Below are 19,278 nucleotides of genomic sequence, written 5' to 3'. Positions count from 1 at the left end.
TCTCCAGACTCGAACGAGGACTCAGCAGGGACGACGACCTCACCCACGCCTACCGCGACTGGCTTCAAGCCGCTTGACAGCAATAGGAGCATCAAAGCTGCGGGCCGACGGGGTGTGTCCCGTCGGCCCGCTGAGCCAGTGAACGCGTTACGCGTCGACCTTCTCCATGATCTCGTCGCTCACGTCGAAGTTGGCGAAGACGTTCTGCACGTCGTCGCTGTCCTCCAGGGCGTCGATCAGCTTGAAGATCTTCCGGGCACCCTCCTCGTCCAGCTCGACCTGCATGGTCGGGACGAAGTTGGCGTCGGCGGACTCGTAGTCGATGCCGGCCTCCTGGAGGGCGGTGCGAACCGCGACCAGGTCGGTGGCCTCGCTGAGGACCTCGAAGGACTCGCCGAGGTCGTTGACCTCCTCGGCGCCCGCGTCCAGGACGGCGCCGAGGACGTCGTCCTCGCCCAGCTCGCCCTTGGGGACGATCACGACGCCCTTGCGGTTGAACAGGTACGACACCGAGCCCGGGTCGGCCATGGAGCCGCCGTTGCGGGTCATGGCGACGCGGACGTCGGAGGCGGCGCGGTTGCGGTTGTCGGTGAGGCACTCGATGAGCACCGCGACACCGTTCGGACCGTAACCCTCGTACATGATCGTCTCGTAGTCGGCGCCACCGGCCTCCAGGCCGGCGCCGCGCTTGACCGCGGAGTCGATGTTCTTGTTCGGCACCGACTGCTTCTTCGCCTTCTGGATGGCGTCGTACAGCGTCGGGTTGCCGTCGATGTCGGCACCGCCCATGCGGGCCGCGACCTCGATGTTCTTGATCAGCTTCGCGAAGAGCTTGCCGCGCTTGGCATCGATGACGGCCTTCTTGTGCTTCGTCGTGGCCCATTTAGAGTGGCCGGACATCTGCCTGTCTCCTTCGCGTAACCCGTCTTTGAACGAACGCAGGAATCCTACAAGGACTCCGCCACCCCGTTCGCGCGCACCATGTCGGCGAAGAGGCGGTGCACCCGGTGGTCGCCGGTCAGCTCCGGGTGGAACGAGGTGGCCAGCGCGTTGCCCTGGCGGACCGCGACGATGTGACCGTCGTGTTCGGCGAGCACCTCGGCGGTGGCGCCCACGGACTCCACCCAGGGGGCACGGATGAAGACGCCCTCCACGGGACCGCCCTCGACGCCCTCGACGCCGACGGCCGCCTCGAAGGACTCGTTCTGCCGTCCGAAGGCGTTGCGGCGCACGATCATGTCGATGCCACCGACCGTCTCCTGCCCGGAGCGCGGGTCGAGGATCTTGTCGGCCAGCATGATCATGCCGGCGCAGGTGCCGTAGACGGGCAGACCGTCCCGCACGCGCGCGCGCAGGGGCTCCATCACTCCGAAGAGGACGGCCAGTTTCGAGATGGTGGTGGACTCGCCGCCGGGGATGACCAGGCCGTCGACCTCGGCGAGTTCTTCGGGACGCCTCACCGGCCTGGCCACGGCGTCGGCCGCGGCCAGGGCGACGAGGTGCTCCCGTACGTCGCCCTGGAGGGCCAGGACGCCGATGACGGGGGTGTCACTCATGGGATCGGTGCCTTACCAGCCGCGGTTGGCGTAGCGCTCGGTCTCGGGGAGGGTGTCGCAGTTGATGCCGACCATGGCCTCGCCGAGGTTGCGGGACGCGTCCGCGATGATCTTCGGGTCGTCGTAGAAGGTGGTCGCCTTCACGATGGCGGCGGCGCGCTTGGCCGGGTCACCGGACTTGAAGATGCCGGAGCCCACGAAGACGCCCTCGGCGCCGAGCTGGCGCATGAGCGCGGCGTCGGCCGGGGTGGCGACGCCACCGGCGGAGAAGAGCACCACCGGGAGCTTGCCCAGCTCGGCGACCTCCTTCACCAGCTCGTAGGGGGCGCGCAGGTCCTTGGCGGCGGCGTACAGCTCGTTGTTGTCGTAGCCGCGCAGCCGGGCGATCTCGTTCTTGATCTGGCGCAGGTGGCGGACGGCCTCGACGACGTTGCCGGTGCCGGCCTCGCCCTTGGAGCGGATCATCGCGGCGCCCTCGGCGATGCGGCGCAGGGCCTCGCCCAGGTTGGTGGCACCGCACACGAAGGGGGTGGTGAAGGCCCACTTGTCCGAGTGGTTGACCTCGTCGGCCGGGGTGAGGACCTCGGACTCGTCGATGTAGTCGACGCCGAGCGACTGCAGCACCTGGGCCTCGACGAAGTGGCCGATACGGGACTTGGCCATCACGGGGATGGAGACCGCGTTGATGATGCCCTCGATCATGTCCGGGTCGGACATGCGGGCCACGCCGCCGTCCTTGCGGATGTCGGCCGGAACCCGCTCGAGGGCCATGACGGCGACGGCGCCCGCGTCCTCCGCGATCTTCGCCTGCTCCGGCGTGACGACGTCCATGATCACGCCACCCTTGAGCTGCTCCGCCATGCCGCGCTTCACGCGGGCGGTGCCGGTCTCGGGGGCCTGGTTTTCGGAGAACGTGCTGGACACGGGTACCTCACTGAGGGGAGAGGGGGTTGGTGCAGCACTGAGGAAACGCGAGCGGACCAGGCCACAGCAAGGGCCAATGGGAAGGCGGTGGATCGTTTTCGGCGCCAGGTCCGCCGAGGGCGCCCTACGCGGCCCGCTCCACCAGGGCCGTCGGCGGCTCGTCGTCCATCTCGAAGGCCAGCGGGAAGGGGGCGTGTCCGGCGAGGCGGAACCAGCGGACCTTGCGGTGCTCGCGCAGCCTGCGCGCGGCTCCCACGGCGTCGTTGTGGAAGCGCCGGGCCATCGGAACGCGCCGCACGGCCTCGGCCAGCTCGTGGGCCGCCTCCTCTCCCCCGGGCGCCGCGCGGAGCGCGTCGACCTGCTGGGAATCGGCGAGCACGGCGCGCAGGGCCTGGCTCAGCTCGCTCTCGGCGACCTCCCGCTGCTCCTCCTCCGACTGCCGGGCGGCGTGCGCGGCCTCGTACAGGACGATCGAGGCGGCCGGATCGAGGACCCCGGAGGTGGCCAGTTCCTGGGCCACGGACGCCCTGCGCAGCAACTGCGCGTCGAGTGCGGCACGGGCGGCGTCGATCCGGGCGTGCAGCCGGTCCAGCCGCCCCGCCGTCCAGCTCAGGTACAGGCCGACGGCCACGAGGACGACCAGGATCCAGATGAGAGTTGCGGTCACGGACCGCAACCCTAGTCAACCCCGGTGGGGCCGGGAATCCCGATGCCCCCCGGGGCCCGGCGCTCAGTCCCGCGCCAGTCCGAAACGTGCCCTCAGACCCGTCGCGCGGTCGTCCGTGGCCACCGCCGCGGCACCCGCCGTCACCGTCTCGTAGACCGACAGGATGTCCGCACCGACCGTGGACCAGTCGAAGCGCCGTACGTGGGCGCTGCCCCGCTCCCGCAGCGCGGCCCGGCGCTCCGGGTCCGCCAGCAGCCGTACCGCCGCCTCGGCCAGCGCGTCGGCGTCCTCGTTGGGGAACAGTTCACCGGCCGCCCCCTGGTCGAGCACCTGGGCGAAGGCGTCCAGGTCGGAGGCGAGCACGGGGGCGCCCGCCGACAGGGCCTCGACAAGGATGATGCCGAAGCTCTCGCCGCCGGTGTTGGGGGCGACGTACAGGTCGACGCTGCGCAGGAAGCGGGCCTTGTCCTCGTCGCTGATCATGCCGAGGAACTCCACCCGGGAGCGCAGCTCCCTGGGCAGGCTCTCCACGGCCTCCTCCTCGTCGCCGCGCCCGGCGACCAGCAGCCGGGTCTCCGGGCGGGCCGCGAGGATCCTCGGCAGGGCCCGCATCAGCACCGGCAGGCCCTTGCGCGGCTCGTCGATGCGCCCCATGAAGCCGATCGTGTCGCCCTGCCACTCCGGCTCGGGCTCGGCGTCGGCGAAGAAGTCGACGTCGACGCCGTTGGGGATGACGACCGCGTCCCCGCCCAGGTGCTCGACGAGGGTGCGGCGGGCGTACTCGCTCACCGCGATCCGGGCGCTGATCTTCTCCAGGGCGGCCTGGAGGATGGAGTACGCGGCGATCATCGCGCGGGAGCGCGGGTTGGACGTGTGGAAGGTGGCCACGATCGGGCCCTGCGCGGCCCAGCAGGTGAGCAGGCCGAGCGAGGGCGAGGTCGGCTCGTGGATGTGGATGACGTCGAAGGCGCCCTCGTGCAGCCAGCGCCGCACCCGGGCCGCCGACAGGAAGCCGAAGTTCAGGCGGGCCACCGAGCCGTTGTACGGCACCGGCACCGCGCGGCCCGCGGAGACGACGTACGGGGGCAGGGGGGTGTCGTCGTCGGCGGGGGCCAGGACGGACACCTCGTGGCCGAGGCGGAGGAAGTACTCGGCCAGGTCCCGGATGTGGAACTGGACGCCGCCCGGCACGTCCCACGAGTACGGGCACACGATGCCGATCTTCACGAGGCGCCCTGCCCCCGGGACCCGGGCGCCTTGGCCGGGTCGAGGTCCTTCAGCCACAAGCGCTGCAGCATGTGCCAGTCCTCCGGGTGCTCGGCGATCCCCGTGGCGAAGGCATCGGCCAGCGCCTGTGTCATGACGGACGTCTTCTCGGCCCGGGTACCCGACTCGGGCACCTCGACCGGCGGATGCACCCGGCCCTTCATGACCGGCGAGTCGTCGTACCAGAGCGTCACCGGCAGGAGCAGGGCGCCGGTCTGCTGGGCCAGCAGGGCGGGACCGGCCGGCATGCGGGCCGTCTCGCCGAAGAAGTCGACCTCCACGCCGGAGGCGGACAGATCGCGGTCGGCGACCAGGCAGACCAGGCCGCCGTCGCGCAGCCGCCGGGCCAGCGTGCCGAAGGCGGTGCCGCCGCTGTGCGGCAGGACCTCCATGCCGAGGCCCTCGCGGTAGGCGACGAAGCGGTCGTAGAGCGTCTCCGGCTTGAGGCGTTCGGCGACCGTCGTGAAGGGGATGCCGAGCTTGGTGGTGACCCAGGCGCCGGCGAGGTCCCAGTTGGCCAGGTGCGGGAGGGCGAGGACCACGCCCCTGCCCGCGTCCATGCCGTCGGTCAGATGGTGCAGGTCCTTGGCCGCGAAGCCCGTCCTGATCCGTTCGCTGCTCCACGCCGGGAGGCGGAAGGACTCCATCCAGTACCGCAGGTACGAGCGCATGCCCGCACGCGAGAGCGCGGCGAGCCGCTCCGGGCTCGCGCCGGGCACCACGCGCGCGTAGTTGCTCTCCAGCCGCCGTACGCCCGTACCGCGCTGCTTCCAGGCGAGGTCGGCGACGGTACGGCCGAGGCGGACGGCGACCGGCTCGGGGAGCTTCTTCACGGTGCTCCAGCCGGCGCCGTACAGCGCGTCGGCCAGCCGCTCCTGAGCGCTCACTTCGCCGCCTCGGTGCCCTGGCTCTCCTGCGCGGCGGCGTCCGCCTCGGCGGATTCCCGGCGGACCGTGACGACGCGCTGGACGAGCGTGACGAGGCTGCCGACGGCGACGATCCACAGGGCGACCGGCAGCAGGTACTGGATGCCGGGCACGCCGAACGTGTGCAGGCCCGCGAGACCGGCCGCGACCAGGGAGACGACGAGGCGCTCGGCGCGCTCGACCAGCCCGTTGACGGCGACCGGCAGGCCGATCGACTCGCCGCGCGCCTTGGTGTAGGACACCACCTGGCCGCTGGCAAGGCAGAAGATCGACACGGCGCACAGCACGTTGTCGTCTCCGCCGCCCGCGTACCAGAGGGCGAAACCGCCGAAGATCGCGCCGTCGGCGACCCGGTCCAGCGTGGAGTCCAGGAAGGCGCCCCAGCGGCTGGAGCGGCCGAGCTGGCGGGCCATGTTCCCGTCGACGAGGTCGGAGAAGACGAAGAGCGTGATCACCACCGTGCCCCAGAAGAACTCACCCCTGGGGTAGAAGACCAGCGCACCCGCGACGACGCCGGCGGTGCCGAGGAGCGTGACCGTGTCGGGGCTGACCCCCCGGCGGATGAGAAACGCGGCGAACGGTGTGAGGACACGCGTGAAGAATGCACGCGCGTACTTGTTCAGCATGGCCTTCCCGACGGTCGGTGTGGCCGCGCGGCCCCTGCTGGCCACCGGCTGGCCCATCGTAGTCACGCGCGCGCGTGGGTGACGGACGGGCACCCGGGCCCCCCGGTGAGCGGCCGGTGAGGGGCGGGATCCCCACCGTCGTATGGACGCGGCGTGACGGGAGTGGAAAGCTCGAAGGACCGCGGGCGTCGCCGGAGCCGCCAGTGCACGCGGGTCCCGCGTGTCCGCGCCCACAGTGACCTCACCGTGCACGGGAGGCAAGGACATGGGCGACAAGGCACACACCCATCCTGGAGCCGCCGGAAGGGCAACGGCGGCCGACCACCCCACGTCCGTACGGAATGTGGTGCTGGTCGGCCACTCCGGAGCGGGCAAGACGACTCTGGTGGAAGCTCTCGCGCTGACCGCGGGAGCAGTGAACCGGGCGGGCCGCGTGGAGGACGGCGGCTGCGTCTCGGACTACGACGAGATGGAGCACCGGCAGCATCGCTCCGTACAGCTCTCCCTGGTGCCGGTCGAATGGGACGGCATCAAGATCAACCTCCTGGACACTCCCGGGTACGCCGACTTCGTCGGCGAGCTGAGGGCCGGTCTGCGCGCGGCGGACGCGGCCCTCTTCGTCGTCTCGGCCTCCGACGGGGTGGACGGCTCGACCCGCATGGTGTGGGAGGAGTGCGCCGCCGTCGGCATGCCGCGCGCCATCGTGATCACGCACCTGGAGTCCGCCCGCGCGGACTTCGAGGAGATGACGCGGATCTGTGCGGAGGCCTTCGGCGGCGACGATCCCGACGCCGTGCTCCCGCTCTACCTGCCGCTGCACGGACCGCAGGCCCCCGACGGGCACGCACCCGTGACGGGGCTGATCGGGCTGCTGTCGCAGAAGCTGTTCGACTACGCCTCCGGCGAACGCAAGGAGTCCGAGCCGGGCGAGGACCAGCTGCCGCTGATCGACGAGGCCCGCGGCGTGCTCATCGAGGGGATCATCTCGGAGAGCGAGGACGAGACCCTCATGGAGCGCTATCTGGGCGGCGAACCGGTCGATGTCAAGACCCTCATCGAGGACCTGGAGCGGGCCGTGGCACGGGGCGTGTTCCACCCCGTCCTCGCGGCCGCCCCCGCCGCCGAGGACGCCCGGCAGGGACTGGGCACCGTCGAGCTGCTGGAGCTGATCACGCGCGGCTTCCCGACGCCCCTGGAGCGGGAGGCACCCCGGGTGACCACCCCCGAGGGCGCCGCCCGCGAGCTGCGGAAGTGCGACCCCGACGAGGCTCTGGTCGCGGAGGTCGTGAAGACCTCCTCCGACCCGTACGTCGGCCGGATCTCACTGGTCCGCCTATTCTCCGGCACCCTGCGCGCCGACCAGACGGTGCACGTCTCCGGGCACGGGCTGGCCGACCGGGGGCACGAGGACCACGACGTCGACGAGCGGATCGGCACCCTGTCGACCCCGTTCGGCAAACAGCAGCGGCCGGTCTCGCACGTGATCGCGGGCGACCTCGCATGCGTGGCCAAGCTGAGCCGCGCGGAGACCGGGGACACACTCTCGGCCAAGGACGACCCGCTGCTGATGGCCCCGTGGGAGATGCCCGACCCGCTGCTGCCGCTCGCCATCCAGGCACACAGCAAACCCGACGAGGACAAGCTCTCCCAGGGGCTGGCGCGACTGGTCGCCGAGGACCCGACCATGCGCCTGGAGCAGAACCAGGACACCCACCAGGTGGTCCTGTGGTGCCTGGGCGAGGCCCACGCCGACGTCGCGCTGGAACGGCTGCGCAGCCGCTACGGCGTCCAGGTCGACGTCGTGCCCCACCGGGTCTCCCTGCGCGAGACCTTCGGGAACCGGGCGGCCGGGCGGGGACGGCACGTCAAGCAGTCCGGCGGGCACGGCCAGTACGCCATCTGCGAGATCGAGGTGGAGCCGCTGCCCGGCGGCTCGGGCATCGAGTTCGTGGACAAGGTGGTCGGCGGCGCGGTGCCCCGCCAGTTCATCCCGTCCGTCGAGAAGGGCGTACGCGCGCAGGCCGCCAAGGGCGTCGCCGCCGGCCATCCGCTGATCGACGTCCGCGTCACACTGCTCGACGGCAAGGCGCACTCGGTGGACTCCTCCGACGCCGCCTTCCAGACGGCCGGCGCGCTCGCGCTGCGGGAGGCGGCCGCCGAGGCCAGGATCCATCTGCTGGAGCCGGTGGCCGAGGTGAGCGTCCTGGTCGGCGACGACTACGTGGGCGCCGTGATGAGCGACCTGTCCGGGCGGCGCGGCAAGGTTCTCGGCACCGAGCAGACCAACGGCGGACGGACCGTGATCCGGGCCGAGGTACCCGAGATCGAGATCGGCCGGTACGCCGTGGACCTGCGCTCCCTCTCGCACGGCACCGCCCGCTTCGACCGCCGCTACGCGCGGCACGAACCGATGCCCCCGCAGATCGCGGAACGGCTGCGCGAGGAGGCGCGGGCCTCGTAGCGGCACCTCGTACGCCGGGGACCCCGCGCGGGCGGCGCGTCCCCGGCGTACGACGGCGCACCTCGCGGGCAACCCGCGCACGTGCGGGCGCCTTTGGGCGTCCGGTGACGCATGTCGGTCCTGGCGGATACGCTGATGACCTGATCAACAGGTGTGCGGGGCAGGGAAGTCGGGAAGGCCCGCAGGAGCGACAGTGGTGGCGATCGGGGGCGGGAATGACCGTTGACGGCGGTTACGCGGACTTCTTCGGACCGCAGGTGCCGCGTACGGACGGCGGGGGGCAGACGGCCACCTTCGCGCTGGCCTCGGCCGCCTACCGCGACAGCGAGTTGAAGGAGATCAAGAAGGCCGACAACGAGTGGCACCAGACGACCCTCAACGCCGGCCGGTCCTGGGCCACGATCTTCCGTCCCAACCTCGGCGAGGCCTTCTCCCGCGCGGTGGCCGACCGCATGCTGGGCAGCGACCGCAAGCCCCTCATCCAGTCCTTCGGGGCCGAGCCGCAGGTGGTCGTCGAGCACTGCCTGGCGGCCAACGGCATCCGCAAGGCGCGCGACGCCCGGCTGTCCACGGTGATCGTGCTGTGCGGCCTGCTGTTCCTGCCCGGCATGCTGGTCTGGCTGCTCGGCTTCCAGATCCGCACCACCGTCTCCAAGGCGGAGAACAAGCAGGCCGGGGCGCTGGGCACCGCCGTCCTCGTGGCGATCGCCGCGCTGGCCGTGCTGTTCCTGGTCAAGATGCCCTTCTCCGGCTTCTGGGCCTGGTACGCGCGTGCGGCGGTCGTGATGCCCGTCATCGGCTGGTTCTGGGCCAAGCGGATCTGCGAGGGCACCGCGAAGGACCTGCGGGAGCGCTGGGACGGCCTCCTGTCGGGCAGCGGCGTCGGCGCCAAGGTGCCGGAGGCGGTGCCCAGCAACCCGGGCGAGACCGCGGCCGAGCAGCTGCGCCAGTCCCTGGCCAAGCTCGGCGCCGAGCAGCAGTCCAACTCCGTCTTCTACGCCGGTCCCAAGGGCATACTCGGGATGGGCACGCGCTGGGGCAGCTGGCAGCTCGCCGAGAACCTGGTGCCGGCCGACCCGGCCCGGGAGATCCACCCCTTCCGCAGCTGGGACGTCGTCCGGTCGATCCACGACCAGCTGCGCATGCTGGAGCGCGGCCCGCTGAACACCGGCGGTTTCCCGAAGCCGTCCATACGGCACTGGGTCGTGACGCCGATCGGCGAGAACGCCAAGGCGGTGTCCCGCCCGGAGGGCACGGACGTCGAGGCGTACCAGGTCAAGCCCCATGCGATACAGGACATCTGCAACAAGCAGCAGTTCGGCGCCGGTGACCGGCACTACCTGGGCGTCCAGTGGACGCTGTGGGACGGTCAGTTGGTCATCACCATGCTGATCACGGTGACCGTGCTGCACGAGACCCTGCGCATCGAGGTCACCGGCCACGCGCTGGGTCCGGTGAATCCGCTCTTCACCACCAAGCCGGAGGCCCCCTCCAAGGAGGTCGCCAAGTCGTTCAAGCCGTGGGAGACCCGCAAGGTGATGCTCCCGCTGGTCACCGCCAACGAGGTGGTACGGCTCGCCGTCCGCGCCCCCCTCACCTGGTACCCGCCGCTGCTGAACTGGCTGGGCGGCACGATCGGGCTGCCGGAGCCGTTCGGACTGCGGCACGCGTGGGCGGACCAGCCGTGGCGGCACCGCTTCATGGCCGACGACGCGCTGCGGGCGGCGGCGCCGGTACTGCGGGTGGTGCACTCCGCCGCGATCAAGGTACTGGAGGAGAACGGCGCGGACACGGAGAAGTTCGGCACCCGGTCGGCCTTCCTCAGCACGGCGGTACAGGACCCGACGCCGGGCAAGGCCGACCTCTACAACGCGTAGGCCTCCGGCGGTCGCGCGGCAGGGTTGGCGTGACCGTCGCCGGGGACTGCGCCCCGGACCCCGCATCGGCCTCAGCGGCCTCATCCTCGGACGCCGGACGGGCTGGTCGATGCGGGCGTCCGCCGCAGATCAGCCCGTCGGCCAGGATTCCGCCAGCATCTTGCGGGTGTCGCCCAGCAGCTGCGGCAGCACCTTCGTATGGCCGACGACCGGCATGAAGTTCGTGTCGCCGCCCCAGCGGGGCACGATGTGCTGGTGGAGGTGGGCGGCGATGCCCGCGCCGGCGACCGTGCCCTGGTTCATGCCGATGTTGAAGCCGTGGGCGCCGGAGGCGGTACGCAGTGCCGTCATCGCCTGCTTGGTCAGCTCGGCGAGCTCGGCGGTCTCCGCGTCGGTCAGGTCGGTGTAGTCGGCGACGTGGCGGTACGGCACGGTCATCAGGTGGCCGCCGTTGTACGGGTACAGGTTGAGCACCGCGTACACGTGCTCACCGCGCCGGACGACCAGCCCGTCCTCGTCGGACTTGGCCGGGATCGAGCAGAAGGGGCAGCCGTCGTCGGCGCCGGGGCCGCTCGGCTTGTTCTCGCCCTGGATGTAGGCCATCCGGTGGGGCGTCCACAGGCGCTGGAACGCGTCCTGCGTCCCCACTCCCAACTGCTGCTCCGGCTCACTCGTCATGCGTGCAGCATATGGCGTCGCGTGCGACGACCGGGAAAGGCCCCCGAGATCTCCCGGGGGCCCGTCACGGACTGTCGAACCCTGCGATCAGACCTGCACCCGCTCCTCGACGACCTTGGCGATCTTGGCGATCGCCTCGTCGACGGGGATGCCGTTCTCCTGGGAGCCGTCGCGGTAGCGGAAGGAGACGGCACCGTTCGCCATGTCCTCGTCGCCCGCGATGACCATGAAGGGGACCTTCTGCTTCTGGGCGTTGCGGATCTTCTTCTGCATCCGGTCGGAGGAGGAGTCGACCTCGACGCGCAGGCCCTGCTTGCGAGCCGCCGCCGCGAACTTCTCCAGGTACTCGACGTGCGCGTCGCCGATCGGGATGCCGATCGCCTGCACCGGCGCCAGCCAGGCCGGGAAGGCACCCGCGTAGTGCTCCAGGAGCACCGCGAAGAAGCGCTCGATGGAGCCGAACAGCGCGCGGTGGATCATGACCGGGCGGGTCTTGGTGCCGTCCGCCGCCGTGTACTCCAGGTCGAAGCGCTCGGGCAGGTTGAAGTCGAGCTGGATGGTCGACATCTGCCAGGTGCGGCCGATGGCGTCCTTGGCCTGGACGGAGATCTTCGGGCCGTAGAACGCGGCGCCGCCCGGGTCCGCCACGAGCTCCAGGTTCTGCTTCTCGGCGACCTGGCGCAGCGTCTCGGTGGCCTCTTCCCAGGCCTCGTCCGAGCCGACGAACTTCTCCGGGTCCTTGGTGGACAGCTCCAGGTAGAAGTCGGTCAGGCCGTAGTCGCGCAGCAGGTTCAGGACGAAGGTGAGCGTCTTGTCGAGCTCCTCCGACATCTGCTCGCGGGTGCAGTAGATGTGCGCGTCGTCCTGCGTGAAGCCGCGGGCCCGGGTCAGGCCGTGCACGACGCCCGACTTCTCGTACCGGTACACGGTGCCGAACTCGAACAGGCGCAGCGGCAGTTCACGGTAGGAACGCCCGCGCGCGTCGAAGATCAGGTTGTGCATCGGGCAGTTCATGGGCTTGAGGTAGTAGTCCACGCCCTCGTCGAGCTGCATGGGCGGGTACATGCCGTCGGCGTACCAGTCCAGGTGGCCCGAGGTCTCGAAGAGCTTCCCCTTCGTCGCGTGCGGGGTGTAGACGAACTCGTAGCCCTCCTCCTCGTGGCGGCGCCGCGAGTAGTCCTCCATGACCCGGCGGATGATGCCGCCCTTGGGGTGGAAGACGGCGAGGCCGGAGCCGATCTGCTCCGGGATGGAGAACAGGTCCAGCTCGCTGCCGAGCTTGCGGTGGTCGCGCTTCTCGGCCTCGGCGAGGAACTCCAGGTGCGCCTTCAGCTCGTCCTTGGTCGGCCAGGCGGTGCCGTAGATGCGCTGGAGCATCGGGTTCTTCTCGCTGCCGCGCCAGTAGGCGGCGGCGTTGCGCATGAGCTTGAACGCCGGGATGTTCCGGGTGGTGGGCAGGTGGGGACCCCGGCAGAGGTCCTTCCAGCACAGGTCGCCGGTCTTGGCGTCCAGGTTGTCGTAGATCGTCAGCTCGCCGGCGCCGACCTCGACGTCCGCGCCGTCGTCGTGCGAGGCGGAGCCCTTGAGGCCGATCAGCTCCAGCTTGTACGGCTCGTCGGCGAGCTCCTCGCGAGCCTCGTCGTCGGTGACGACGCGGCGCGAGAAGCGCTGCCCGCGCTTCTGGATCTCCTGCATCTTCTTCTCGATGGCCTTGAGGTCATCGGGGTGGAAGGGCTTCTCCACGTCGAAGTCGTAGTAGAAGCCGTCCTTGACGGGCGGGCCGATGCCCAGCTTGGCCTCGGGGAACAGCTCCTGCACGGCCTGCGCCATGACGTGCGCGGTGGAGTGGCGCAGGATGTTCAGGCCGTCCTCGGAGGAGATCTCGACGCCCTCGACGGTCTCGCCGTCCTTGACCTCGTAGGCGAGGTCCTTGAGCTCACCGGCCACACGCGCCGCGACGATCGAGCGCTGGCCGGCGAAGAGCTCGGCGGCCGTGGTGCCCGTCGTCACCACGCGTTCTTCCCGCTCGGAATCGCGTTGGATGATCACACGGACGTCTGACACCGGTCTCTCCTGACTGAAGGTGGGGCTGCGGCGCCATACCGGAGCGCACGCATGAGGGCGATCGTACCGACCCGGGCCCGTCGACCGCGAAATCGTTCCCCGCGGCCGGTCCCCGTGCTCAGTCCTCGCCGTCCTCGCCGTCCTCGCCGTCGCCTCCGCAGGTCTCCTCGAAGAAGGCCGCCACCTCCACGTGCTCCTGGACCGCCTTCAGCAGCCGGTCCCGCTCCGCGTCGTCGACCTGCACGGGCGCGATCTCGCAGGCGCCGGTCAGCCGGCGGAACCCGCCCCGGCTCTCGAGCCGGCCGAGGACCCGCACCGGCAGCCCGACGAGGTGGGCGTGCCCGGCGATCCGGTAGGCCTCCTCGTCCAGCGTGATGCGCACCTGCGTGACCTCCGCGCCGGCCAGCACGCGCAGCCGTACGGTGCCCGCGCCGCGCGGCCCGGTGCGGCGCATGCGGACGACGGTGCCGGTGATCCGCACCGGCATCGAGGGCTCCGCGCGCAGGTAGCGGGCGGCGGCCTCGCGCAGGGCGGGCAGGTCGCCGGGCGAGAACTCGACGGGTTCCGCGAGGCCGGCGCAGCCGTCGGGGACACCGGCGGCCGGGGCCCAGTCGACGGCGATGCGCGCGCCCTCCGTGCCCCGGACCAGGGCGACGAGCGCCTCGGTGAGTTCGTGGCTGACGCCCGCCGCGACGGCCGCGTCGAAGGCCTCCATACCGCCGGTGGCCCGGCGGTAGTCGACGGCCTCGCGGGCGGCGAAGAGGGCCTGGTGGAGGCGGACGGCGAGGGGGCGGCCGGTGGAGACGGGCACGAACGCCGTGAGCCGGCGGCCGCCGGGGGCGGGGCCGACCAGGACGTTCTGCAGGGCCGCGGTGGCGGCACGCCGGTGCCGGGCACCGTAGTAGCCGGCACGCGCGCGTGTGGCGAGCGCTCCGGCGAGGAGCATCCGGCGGGCGGCGGAGCGCAGCTGTTCCTCGACGGTCCAGGAGGCGATGTCGCCGGGCCCGGCCGGTACGTCGCGCCCCCAGCGGATCTCGTCGCTCGGTACGGCGAGGGAGACGAGGATCTCGCGGGCGGCGGGCATCCCGCTGCGGGACAGGGCGACCAGCGCCTCGCCGAGCAGGTCGTCGCTGTCGGGGAAGGCACGGCTGACGGGCACCAGCAGGCTGGTGGTGCCAGCGTCCGGGCCGGGCGGGGTCCAGCGGCCGTAGCGTCCGGGGGCGCCGCCGCGCCGTTGCCAGCCGTGCCGGTGGAGCAGGGCGGTCAGCACGGCCGGGTCGACGGTGCCCGGCCCGGGTGGGCCGCCGACGGCATCACCGGAGGCGTGGGCCGGATGTGGCCGTAAGGCGCGCAGGGGCTCGCCGGTCGGGCGGTGCGTCATGGTTTCCCTCCCGTCCCGACCCGCGTCATGATCTCGCACAGCGCCCGGTCGTCGAAGACACGCGCGGTCGGTATCCGCACGGTGGTGCGTCGCCGGCCGGTGACCGGGTGTCCGGCGAGGTTGGTCCAGTAGCAGCAGTGCCTGAGGTCGAGCCGGTCGTGGCCGGCGCGCAGCCACTGGTCCCGGGACCGGGGGACGATCATCACGACGAGGATCTTGTGCACCGAGACCGGGGTGCGGGCGAGCTTCGCCAGGTGGTCGTTGTCGAGCGTGAAGGAGAAGAAGCGGCCGGGCGGGCTCGGCGGGATCTGGTACGTCGCCTTGAGCTGCACCTTGATGGTGACCTCGTCGTCGACCGTGTGCCCGGGGGCGCTGTGGCTGACGTGCCAGTCGATGCCGTTGTCCGGGAAGGGCTGGGAGAGTGAGCAGCCCGCCGCCGCGGCGACCGCGTGGAGGTAGCCGACCTGCAGGGTCTCCATGCAGGCGGTGGTGGCGAGTGAGCCGCGTGTGGGCGCCGTGCGCTCGGGCAGCAGCCCGCCCCGTTCGGGCTGCGCTATGGCCATGACCAACAGCCTTCCAGAACTGGTGTGTCCCCGCTGCGGGTCGCTGAACTGCAGAGACCCGTACTCCTGTTGTCTCCTTCCGGCGTACGTCGCAAACAGCCCGGGTATCACCGAACCGGGACAGAGGACGGCGCGTCAGCTGCCGTGGCGGGACGAGGAGTTGAGTGCCCTATGACGAGCTGGTTCGAGGGGCCGCTGGCGGCTTTCGACACGGAGACGACGGGCGTGGACGTCGAGACCGACCGGATCGTGTCGGCCGCGCTTGTCGTCCAGGACGCCGCGGGCCTCAGGCCGCGGGTGACCCGGTGGCTGGTGAACCCGGGGGTGCCGGTGCCGCAGGCGGCGACGGCGGTGCACGGGCTGACGGAGGAACATCTGCAGCGCCTCGGCCGCTGGCCGGCGCCGGTGATGTGGGAAATAGCCGAGGCGCTCGCCGAGCAGGCCCGTGCCGGGCGGCCGCTCGTGGTGATGAACGCGCCGTTCGACCTGACGCTGCTGGACCGGGAGTTGCGCCGGCACCGCGCCTCTTCGCTCGGCCGCTGGCTGGAGCGGAAGTCGCTGCACGTCCTGGATCCGCGGGTGCTCGACAAGCACCTCGACCGGTACCGCAAGGGCCGCCGCACCCTCACCGACCTGTGCGCGCACTACGGGGTCGAACTGGAGGGCGCGCACGACGCGGCGGCCGACGCGCAGGCCGCGCTGGAGGTCGTACGGGCGGTGGGGCGCCGTTTCCAGGGACGGCTGGAGCGCCTCTCCCCCGCCGAGCTGCACACGCTCCAGGCGGTGTGGCACGCGGGGCAGGCCCGGGGGCTGCAGGCGTGGTTCGCGCTCAACGGGACGGAGGAGGCGGTGGACCCGGCCTGGCCCCTGCGGCCGGACCTGCCGGCGGCGGCGTGAGCGCACGGGCACATGAAGAAGCCGGTCCGTCGTGCGACGGACCGGCTTTTCCCGGTGGGCGATACTGGGTTCGAACCAGTGACCTCTTCGGTGTGAACGAAGCGCTCTCCCACTGAGCTAATCGCCCGGGAACGCACTGAACAATACAGGCCTCCGCGCGTTTCCATCAAACTGCTTCCAGGTGGGACGCCAGTCCGCGCCGCCCCGCCCGCATCATCAGCCGGTGGTTGGCCCGGAACAGGGGACGCCCCGGCACGGCGAGGCGGCGCAGCAGTGGCTTGCGCACCTCGACCTCCTGGTCGTAGCGGGCGAGGGCGCCGGAGCCGCGCCGGGTGACGGCCCAGCGCGCCCAGCCCTCCATGTCGCCGCTCAGCGTGACCTCCAGCACACCCGCCGCCGGGTCGCGCCGTCCCTCCCGCAGGGTGGCGGTCAGGTCGTACGGGAGGAGGGAGCGGAACCGCACGACCCCGCTGGTGTCGTCGAGCCGGGTGACCTCGCGCACCTGGGGCCACCAGCGGGGGTAGTCCTCGATCCGTTCCAGCGAGCGGTAGACGTCCGGGGCGGGTGCGGGCAGGGCCCACAGGCTGCGGAATCGGTAATGGTTCCAGTCCACCTGTGGAGTGTGCCCGTACCCGCGTCCCTCACCTGCGGGCTACGGCATCCTGTCCCCCAGGAGTGCCAGGTTCTCGATGGCGGCGAGACCGTAGAGCGCGGTGTCGTTGGTGGACACCCAGGTCGCCTCGCTGCCGGGCACCAGCGCGGTGGGACCGCTCACCTTCTCCGTCTTCCAGGGCGCGGACTCCTTGTAGCCGTCGGAGTTGTAGAACTTGTCCCACGCGCGCGTGGCGAGCTTCGCGTCCCCGGTCCGTACGGCCGCGTAGGCGTCGAGGCGCGAGTGGCCCTGGAAGAGGATCAGGCTGCCGAAGTTGCTGCCGTACCGGGCCGCCTGTTCGGTCTTGGAGGCGTTGAAGTAGCGGCAGTAGTCGTAGTACGCCTCGTTGAACTTCGGCATGTCGACCAGGTCGATCAGCTCCGCGCACAGTTCGTTCAGGCCGAAGACGGCCGACAGGTGGGAGACCTCGACCTTCGGGGCGTCGGCGATCGCGAACTTCCCGGTGTCCAGGTCGTACAGGCCGCTGCCCTGGACGAAGCCGTTGGGCTGGGCGGCGATGGTCTCCATGGTGGAGAGCACGCGGGCCTTGGCCTTCTCCCACTTGGGGCCCTTGCGTTCCCACTCGGTCAGCCACGCCGAGACCAGGCCGCTCCAGTCGGTGCCGAAGCCGACCGACAGCGCGTTGCGGTCGGGGGTGTAGGGCTCGGTGCGGATCTTGCGGATGGGGTCGAGGACGAGGAAGGTCTCGTCGGAGTCGACATTGGCGTGCATGAGGTCGCCGACGCGTTCGTCGGCGGTGAGGAAGTAGTAGAAGCGGCGGTAGGTGGTGTTGGCGATGCGCTGCTGCTTGGCGCTGTCGGCGTAGTGCTGGACGCCGTGGCGGGTGCCGAGGCCGGCCCATTCGCCCAGGTGGTAGACATCGACCTCGCCGGTGTGGCGGGTCATGGCCTCGGCGAAGCGGAAGATGTCGGCGCGGCCGGAGCGCAGGTAGGCGTACCAGAGCCAGAGGTCCGGGGAGAGCTCGGAGTTGTCCCAGGCGTAGCCGCCGATGTCGTAGCGCCACTGGTGCCGGGCGGTGTCGTAGGTGTGCATGATGTCGCCGTAGTCCCAGAAGCCGTACCAACGGCGCTGCTCCACCTGGTCCTTGTAGTAGGTGAAGAGGAAGTCGAGGTGGTCCTCGATCTTGGCCTTGGCGGGCGTGGAGCGGTCGGGCTCGGAGTAGAGGCCGGGGCCGAAGACCTTGGCCTTGATGAGCTGCTTGGGCGGGGCGGCCAGCTGGGGCAGGACGCGTACGGCCTCGACCTGTTCGGCGAGTGTGTCGGCGCTCGGGGTGGCCGCGTTGGCCCAGAACAGCAGTTCCGAGGTGCGGGCGATGCCGTAGGGGGTGCCGAAGCCGGGCTCGTAGTCCTCGTAGGTGATGTTGAGGCCCTCGATCTGCTCGGGGAAGGTGTCCTGGCCCATGCCGTCGTGGTAGAAGCGCAGGTCCATGGGCTGGGCCTCGGGTGACCAGAGCCAGAGGGTGACCTCGGCCTCGTCGGTGTGGGCGTCGCGGATGTCGAGCTGGGCGGGGAACTTCTCCCAGAAGTCGCGCAGTCCGAAGGAGAGGCCGCCGCTCACGCCGCCGACGTAGCCGAAGCCGGAGGCGCGCCGTCCGCCGCCGGCGCCGATCCAGCCGTGGCCCTTCTTGGTGCGCTTGCGCACGGTGAAGCCGTCGGCGGAGAGCTGGGAGAGGCTGTAGTCGCCCCACTCGGGGATGTACTGGAGGCGGGTGGTCACCCGCTGGTCCCACGTGGCGGGGTCGGGCAGTTTCTCGCCGGCGAACTGCGCGGCCTGCACGGCGGCGCCCGGGTCGCGGCGCAGTCCGGTGATGCCCTTGACGGCCTCGCGGAGCAGGCCGGTGCCCTCGCCGCCGATGCGGATGTGACGGTCGTAGGACTCGTCGCGCATGGGCACGGTGAAGCGGATGCCGAGGCCGCGGATGAAGTCGCCGCTCGCCTTGCCGGGCTCCTGCTTCCCGTCGAACGTGATGGTGTGCACCATGCGGAAGGAGTCGGCGCCCGCGTAGAAGTAGAGGCGGATGGAGAACGGCAGCCAGCTGCGGTCGCCCTTGCGGTGCTTGCCGTCGATGCGGACGACGGCGCGGACCGGGCCCTCCTGCTCGACCTTCACCTCGTCGATCCGGCCGTCGAAGCGCTCGTACTTGACCGCGCCCTGGTCGCCGTCCTCGATCTCGGGCTGACGCAGCAGCACGAGGCGGCCGTTCTTCGCGATTTCGGTGGAGCCCCGGGTGACCGACTTGATCAGGGTTGATCCCGATGTGCCGATTCTGGCGGTGATGACGCCGGTCGATATGTCGATGGTGCCGCCGCGCTGGGCGACGGTGACCTTCTTCTGGGGCGCGGCGGGGGTGCCGGCGGCCAGGGTGAGCTTGCCGTTGCCGGAGCCGACGGCGTGCGCGGTCCACTTCAGGGAGCCGTCCGGCCAGTACGCGAGCGGCCAGGACTGCACGGGTACGGCCTTGCCGTCGGCATCCGTGACGGCGAACTGCTGGTCGTCCTGGTAGGTGCCCTTGGGCCAGGGGACGCCGACGGTGGAGCCGGGGGCGGCGCCGAGGCCACCGTCCTCCAGCCAGGTCAGGGTGACGGGGTCGGCGTCGCCGTCCTTGGCCGCGGGGGCGGCCTGCGCGTTCTTCGCGCCCAGTGCCCAGCTGAACTGGGCGGCGGCTCCGGCGACGGCGGCCGCCTTGAGCAGGGACCTGCGAGGGATGGGGGACATGGCC

General features: G+C 71.1%; 16 protein-coding genes and 1 tRNA gene. 3 read left to right on the top strand and 14 right to left on the bottom strand.

Going from position 1 to position 19,278, the window contains the following annotated elements; translation table 11 throughout:
* Positions 1–147 precede the first annotated feature (147 nt).
* From ACIGO6_RS30265 to pgsA, 7 genes are all read right to left on the bottom strand, one after another.
* Complete coding sequence (locus ACIGO6_RS30265; protein WP_399881861.1) at positions 148–900, bottom strand: YebC/PmpR family DNA-binding transcriptional regulator; 753 nt, start codon at positions 898–900, stop codon at positions 148–150.
* A 47-nt stretch (positions 901–947) separates the two neighbouring features.
* On the bottom strand, positions 948–1,556 hold the full coding sequence (gene pdxT, locus ACIGO6_RS30260) for a pyridoxal 5'-phosphate synthase glutaminase subunit PdxT (RefSeq protein WP_399881859.1): 609 nt from the start codon (positions 1,554–1,556) through the stop codon (positions 948–950).
* A 12-nt stretch (positions 1,557–1,568) separates the two neighbouring features.
* Positions 1,569–2,480 carry a pyridoxal 5'-phosphate synthase lyase subunit PdxS gene (gene pdxS, locus ACIGO6_RS30255; protein ID WP_399881857.1) on the bottom strand — a complete coding sequence of 304 codons (912 nt, stop codon included), beginning with the start codon at positions 2,478–2,480 and terminating at the stop codon, positions 1,569–1,571.
* 124 nt (positions 2,481–2,604) lie between these two features.
* The gene (locus tag ACIGO6_RS30250) at positions 2,605–3,147 is read right to left on the bottom strand and encodes a hypothetical protein (RefSeq protein ID WP_399881855.1); all 543 of its coding nucleotides are present in this window, start codon (positions 3,145–3,147) and stop codon (positions 2,605–2,607) included.
* 63 nt (positions 3,148–3,210) lie between these two features.
* Complete coding sequence (locus ACIGO6_RS30245; protein WP_399881853.1) at positions 3,211–4,374, bottom strand: glycosyltransferase family 4 protein; 1,164 nt, start codon at positions 4,372–4,374, stop codon at positions 3,211–3,213.
* Complete coding sequence (locus ACIGO6_RS30240; RefSeq protein ID WP_399881851.1) at positions 4,371–5,300, bottom strand: phosphatidylinositol mannoside acyltransferase; 930 nt, start codon at positions 5,298–5,300, stop codon at positions 4,371–4,373. The genes ACIGO6_RS30245 and ACIGO6_RS30240 overlap by 4 nt, the downstream gene beginning before the upstream one ends.
* Positions 5,297–6,022, bottom strand: a complete 726-nt coding sequence (gene pgsA, locus ACIGO6_RS30235) for a phosphatidylinositol phosphate synthase (protein ID WP_399881896.1) — start codon at positions 6,020–6,022, stop codon at positions 5,297–5,299. Before pgsA ends, ACIGO6_RS30240 begins: the two co-directional genes overlap by 4 nt.
* Positions 6,023–6,230: 208 nt before the next feature.
* Between pgsA and ACIGO6_RS30230 the strand changes: the two genes are divergently transcribed.
* Entirely contained in the window at positions 6,231–8,426 is a 2,196-nt protein-coding gene (locus ACIGO6_RS30230) for an elongation factor G-like protein EF-G2 (RefSeq protein WP_399881849.1), read from the top strand.
* 215 nt (positions 8,427–8,641) lie between these two features.
* A complete protein-coding gene (locus ACIGO6_RS30225) occupies positions 8,642–10,303 on the top strand; it encodes a hypothetical protein (RefSeq protein ID WP_399881847.1) in 1,662 nt (553 codons plus the stop codon).
* 129 nt (positions 10,304–10,432) lie between these two features.
* Here the strand turns inward: ACIGO6_RS30225 and ACIGO6_RS30220 are convergent, their stop codons facing one another.
* From ACIGO6_RS30220 to ACIGO6_RS30205, 4 genes are all read right to left on the bottom strand, one after another.
* Positions 10,433–10,981, bottom strand: a complete 549-nt coding sequence (locus tag ACIGO6_RS30220; RefSeq protein WP_399881845.1) for an HIT family protein — start codon at positions 10,979–10,981, stop codon at positions 10,433–10,435.
* Positions 10,982–11,068: 87 nt separating this feature from the next.
* Positions 11,069–13,045: a threonine--tRNA ligase gene (thrS, locus tag ACIGO6_RS30215; protein WP_399881843.1), complete on the bottom strand. Its 1,977-nt coding sequence runs from the start codon at positions 13,043–13,045 to the stop codon at positions 11,069–11,071.
* Between the two features lie 118 nt (positions 13,046–13,163).
* Positions 13,164–14,426: a hypothetical protein gene (locus ACIGO6_RS30210; protein ID WP_399881841.1), complete on the bottom strand. Its 1,263-nt coding sequence runs from the start codon at positions 14,424–14,426 to the stop codon at positions 13,164–13,166.
* Positions 14,423–14,989: a DUF4365 domain-containing protein gene (locus ACIGO6_RS30205; RefSeq protein ID WP_399881839.1), complete on the bottom strand. Its 567-nt coding sequence runs from the start codon at positions 14,987–14,989 to the stop codon at positions 14,423–14,425. Before ACIGO6_RS30205 ends, ACIGO6_RS30210 begins: the two co-directional genes overlap by 4 nt.
* Positions 14,990–15,160: 171 nt before the next feature.
* Here ACIGO6_RS30205 and ACIGO6_RS30200 point away from each other — a divergent pair, with 171 nt between their 5' ends.
* Positions 15,161–15,886 (top strand): 3'-5' exonuclease, encoded by a 726-nt coding sequence (locus ACIGO6_RS30200; RefSeq protein WP_399881837.1) that lies wholly within the window; start codon positions 15,161–15,163, stop codon positions 15,884–15,886.
* Between the two features lie 55 nt (positions 15,887–15,941).
* Here ACIGO6_RS30200 and ACIGO6_RS30195 read toward each other — a convergent pair.
* The 3 genes from ACIGO6_RS30195 to ACIGO6_RS30185 form a co-directional block, all read right to left on the bottom strand.
* A tRNA-Val gene (locus tag ACIGO6_RS30195) sits at positions 15,942–16,013 on the bottom strand.
* A 39-nt stretch (positions 16,014–16,052) separates the two neighbouring features.
* Positions 16,053–16,499 carry an SRPBCC family protein gene (locus ACIGO6_RS30190; protein ID WP_399881835.1) on the bottom strand — a complete coding sequence of 149 codons (447 nt, stop codon included), beginning with the start codon at positions 16,497–16,499 and terminating at the stop codon, positions 16,053–16,055.
* Positions 16,500–16,538: 39 nt separating this feature from the next.
* The gene (locus ACIGO6_RS30185; protein WP_399881833.1) at positions 16,539–19,274 is read right to left on the bottom strand and encodes a Tat pathway signal sequence domain protein; all 2,736 of its coding nucleotides are present in this window, start codon (positions 19,272–19,274) and stop codon (positions 16,539–16,541) included.
* Positions 19,275–19,278: the final 4 nt, after the last annotated feature.

It is taken from the genome of Streptomyces sp. NPDC053750, from assembly GCF_044544295.1.
Classification (GTDB): Bacteria; Actinomycetota; Actinomycetes; order Streptomycetales; family Streptomycetaceae; genus Streptomyces.
Note: the sequence above shows the minus strand (reverse complement) of the source record. Positions and strands in the feature narration are given on the sequence as shown.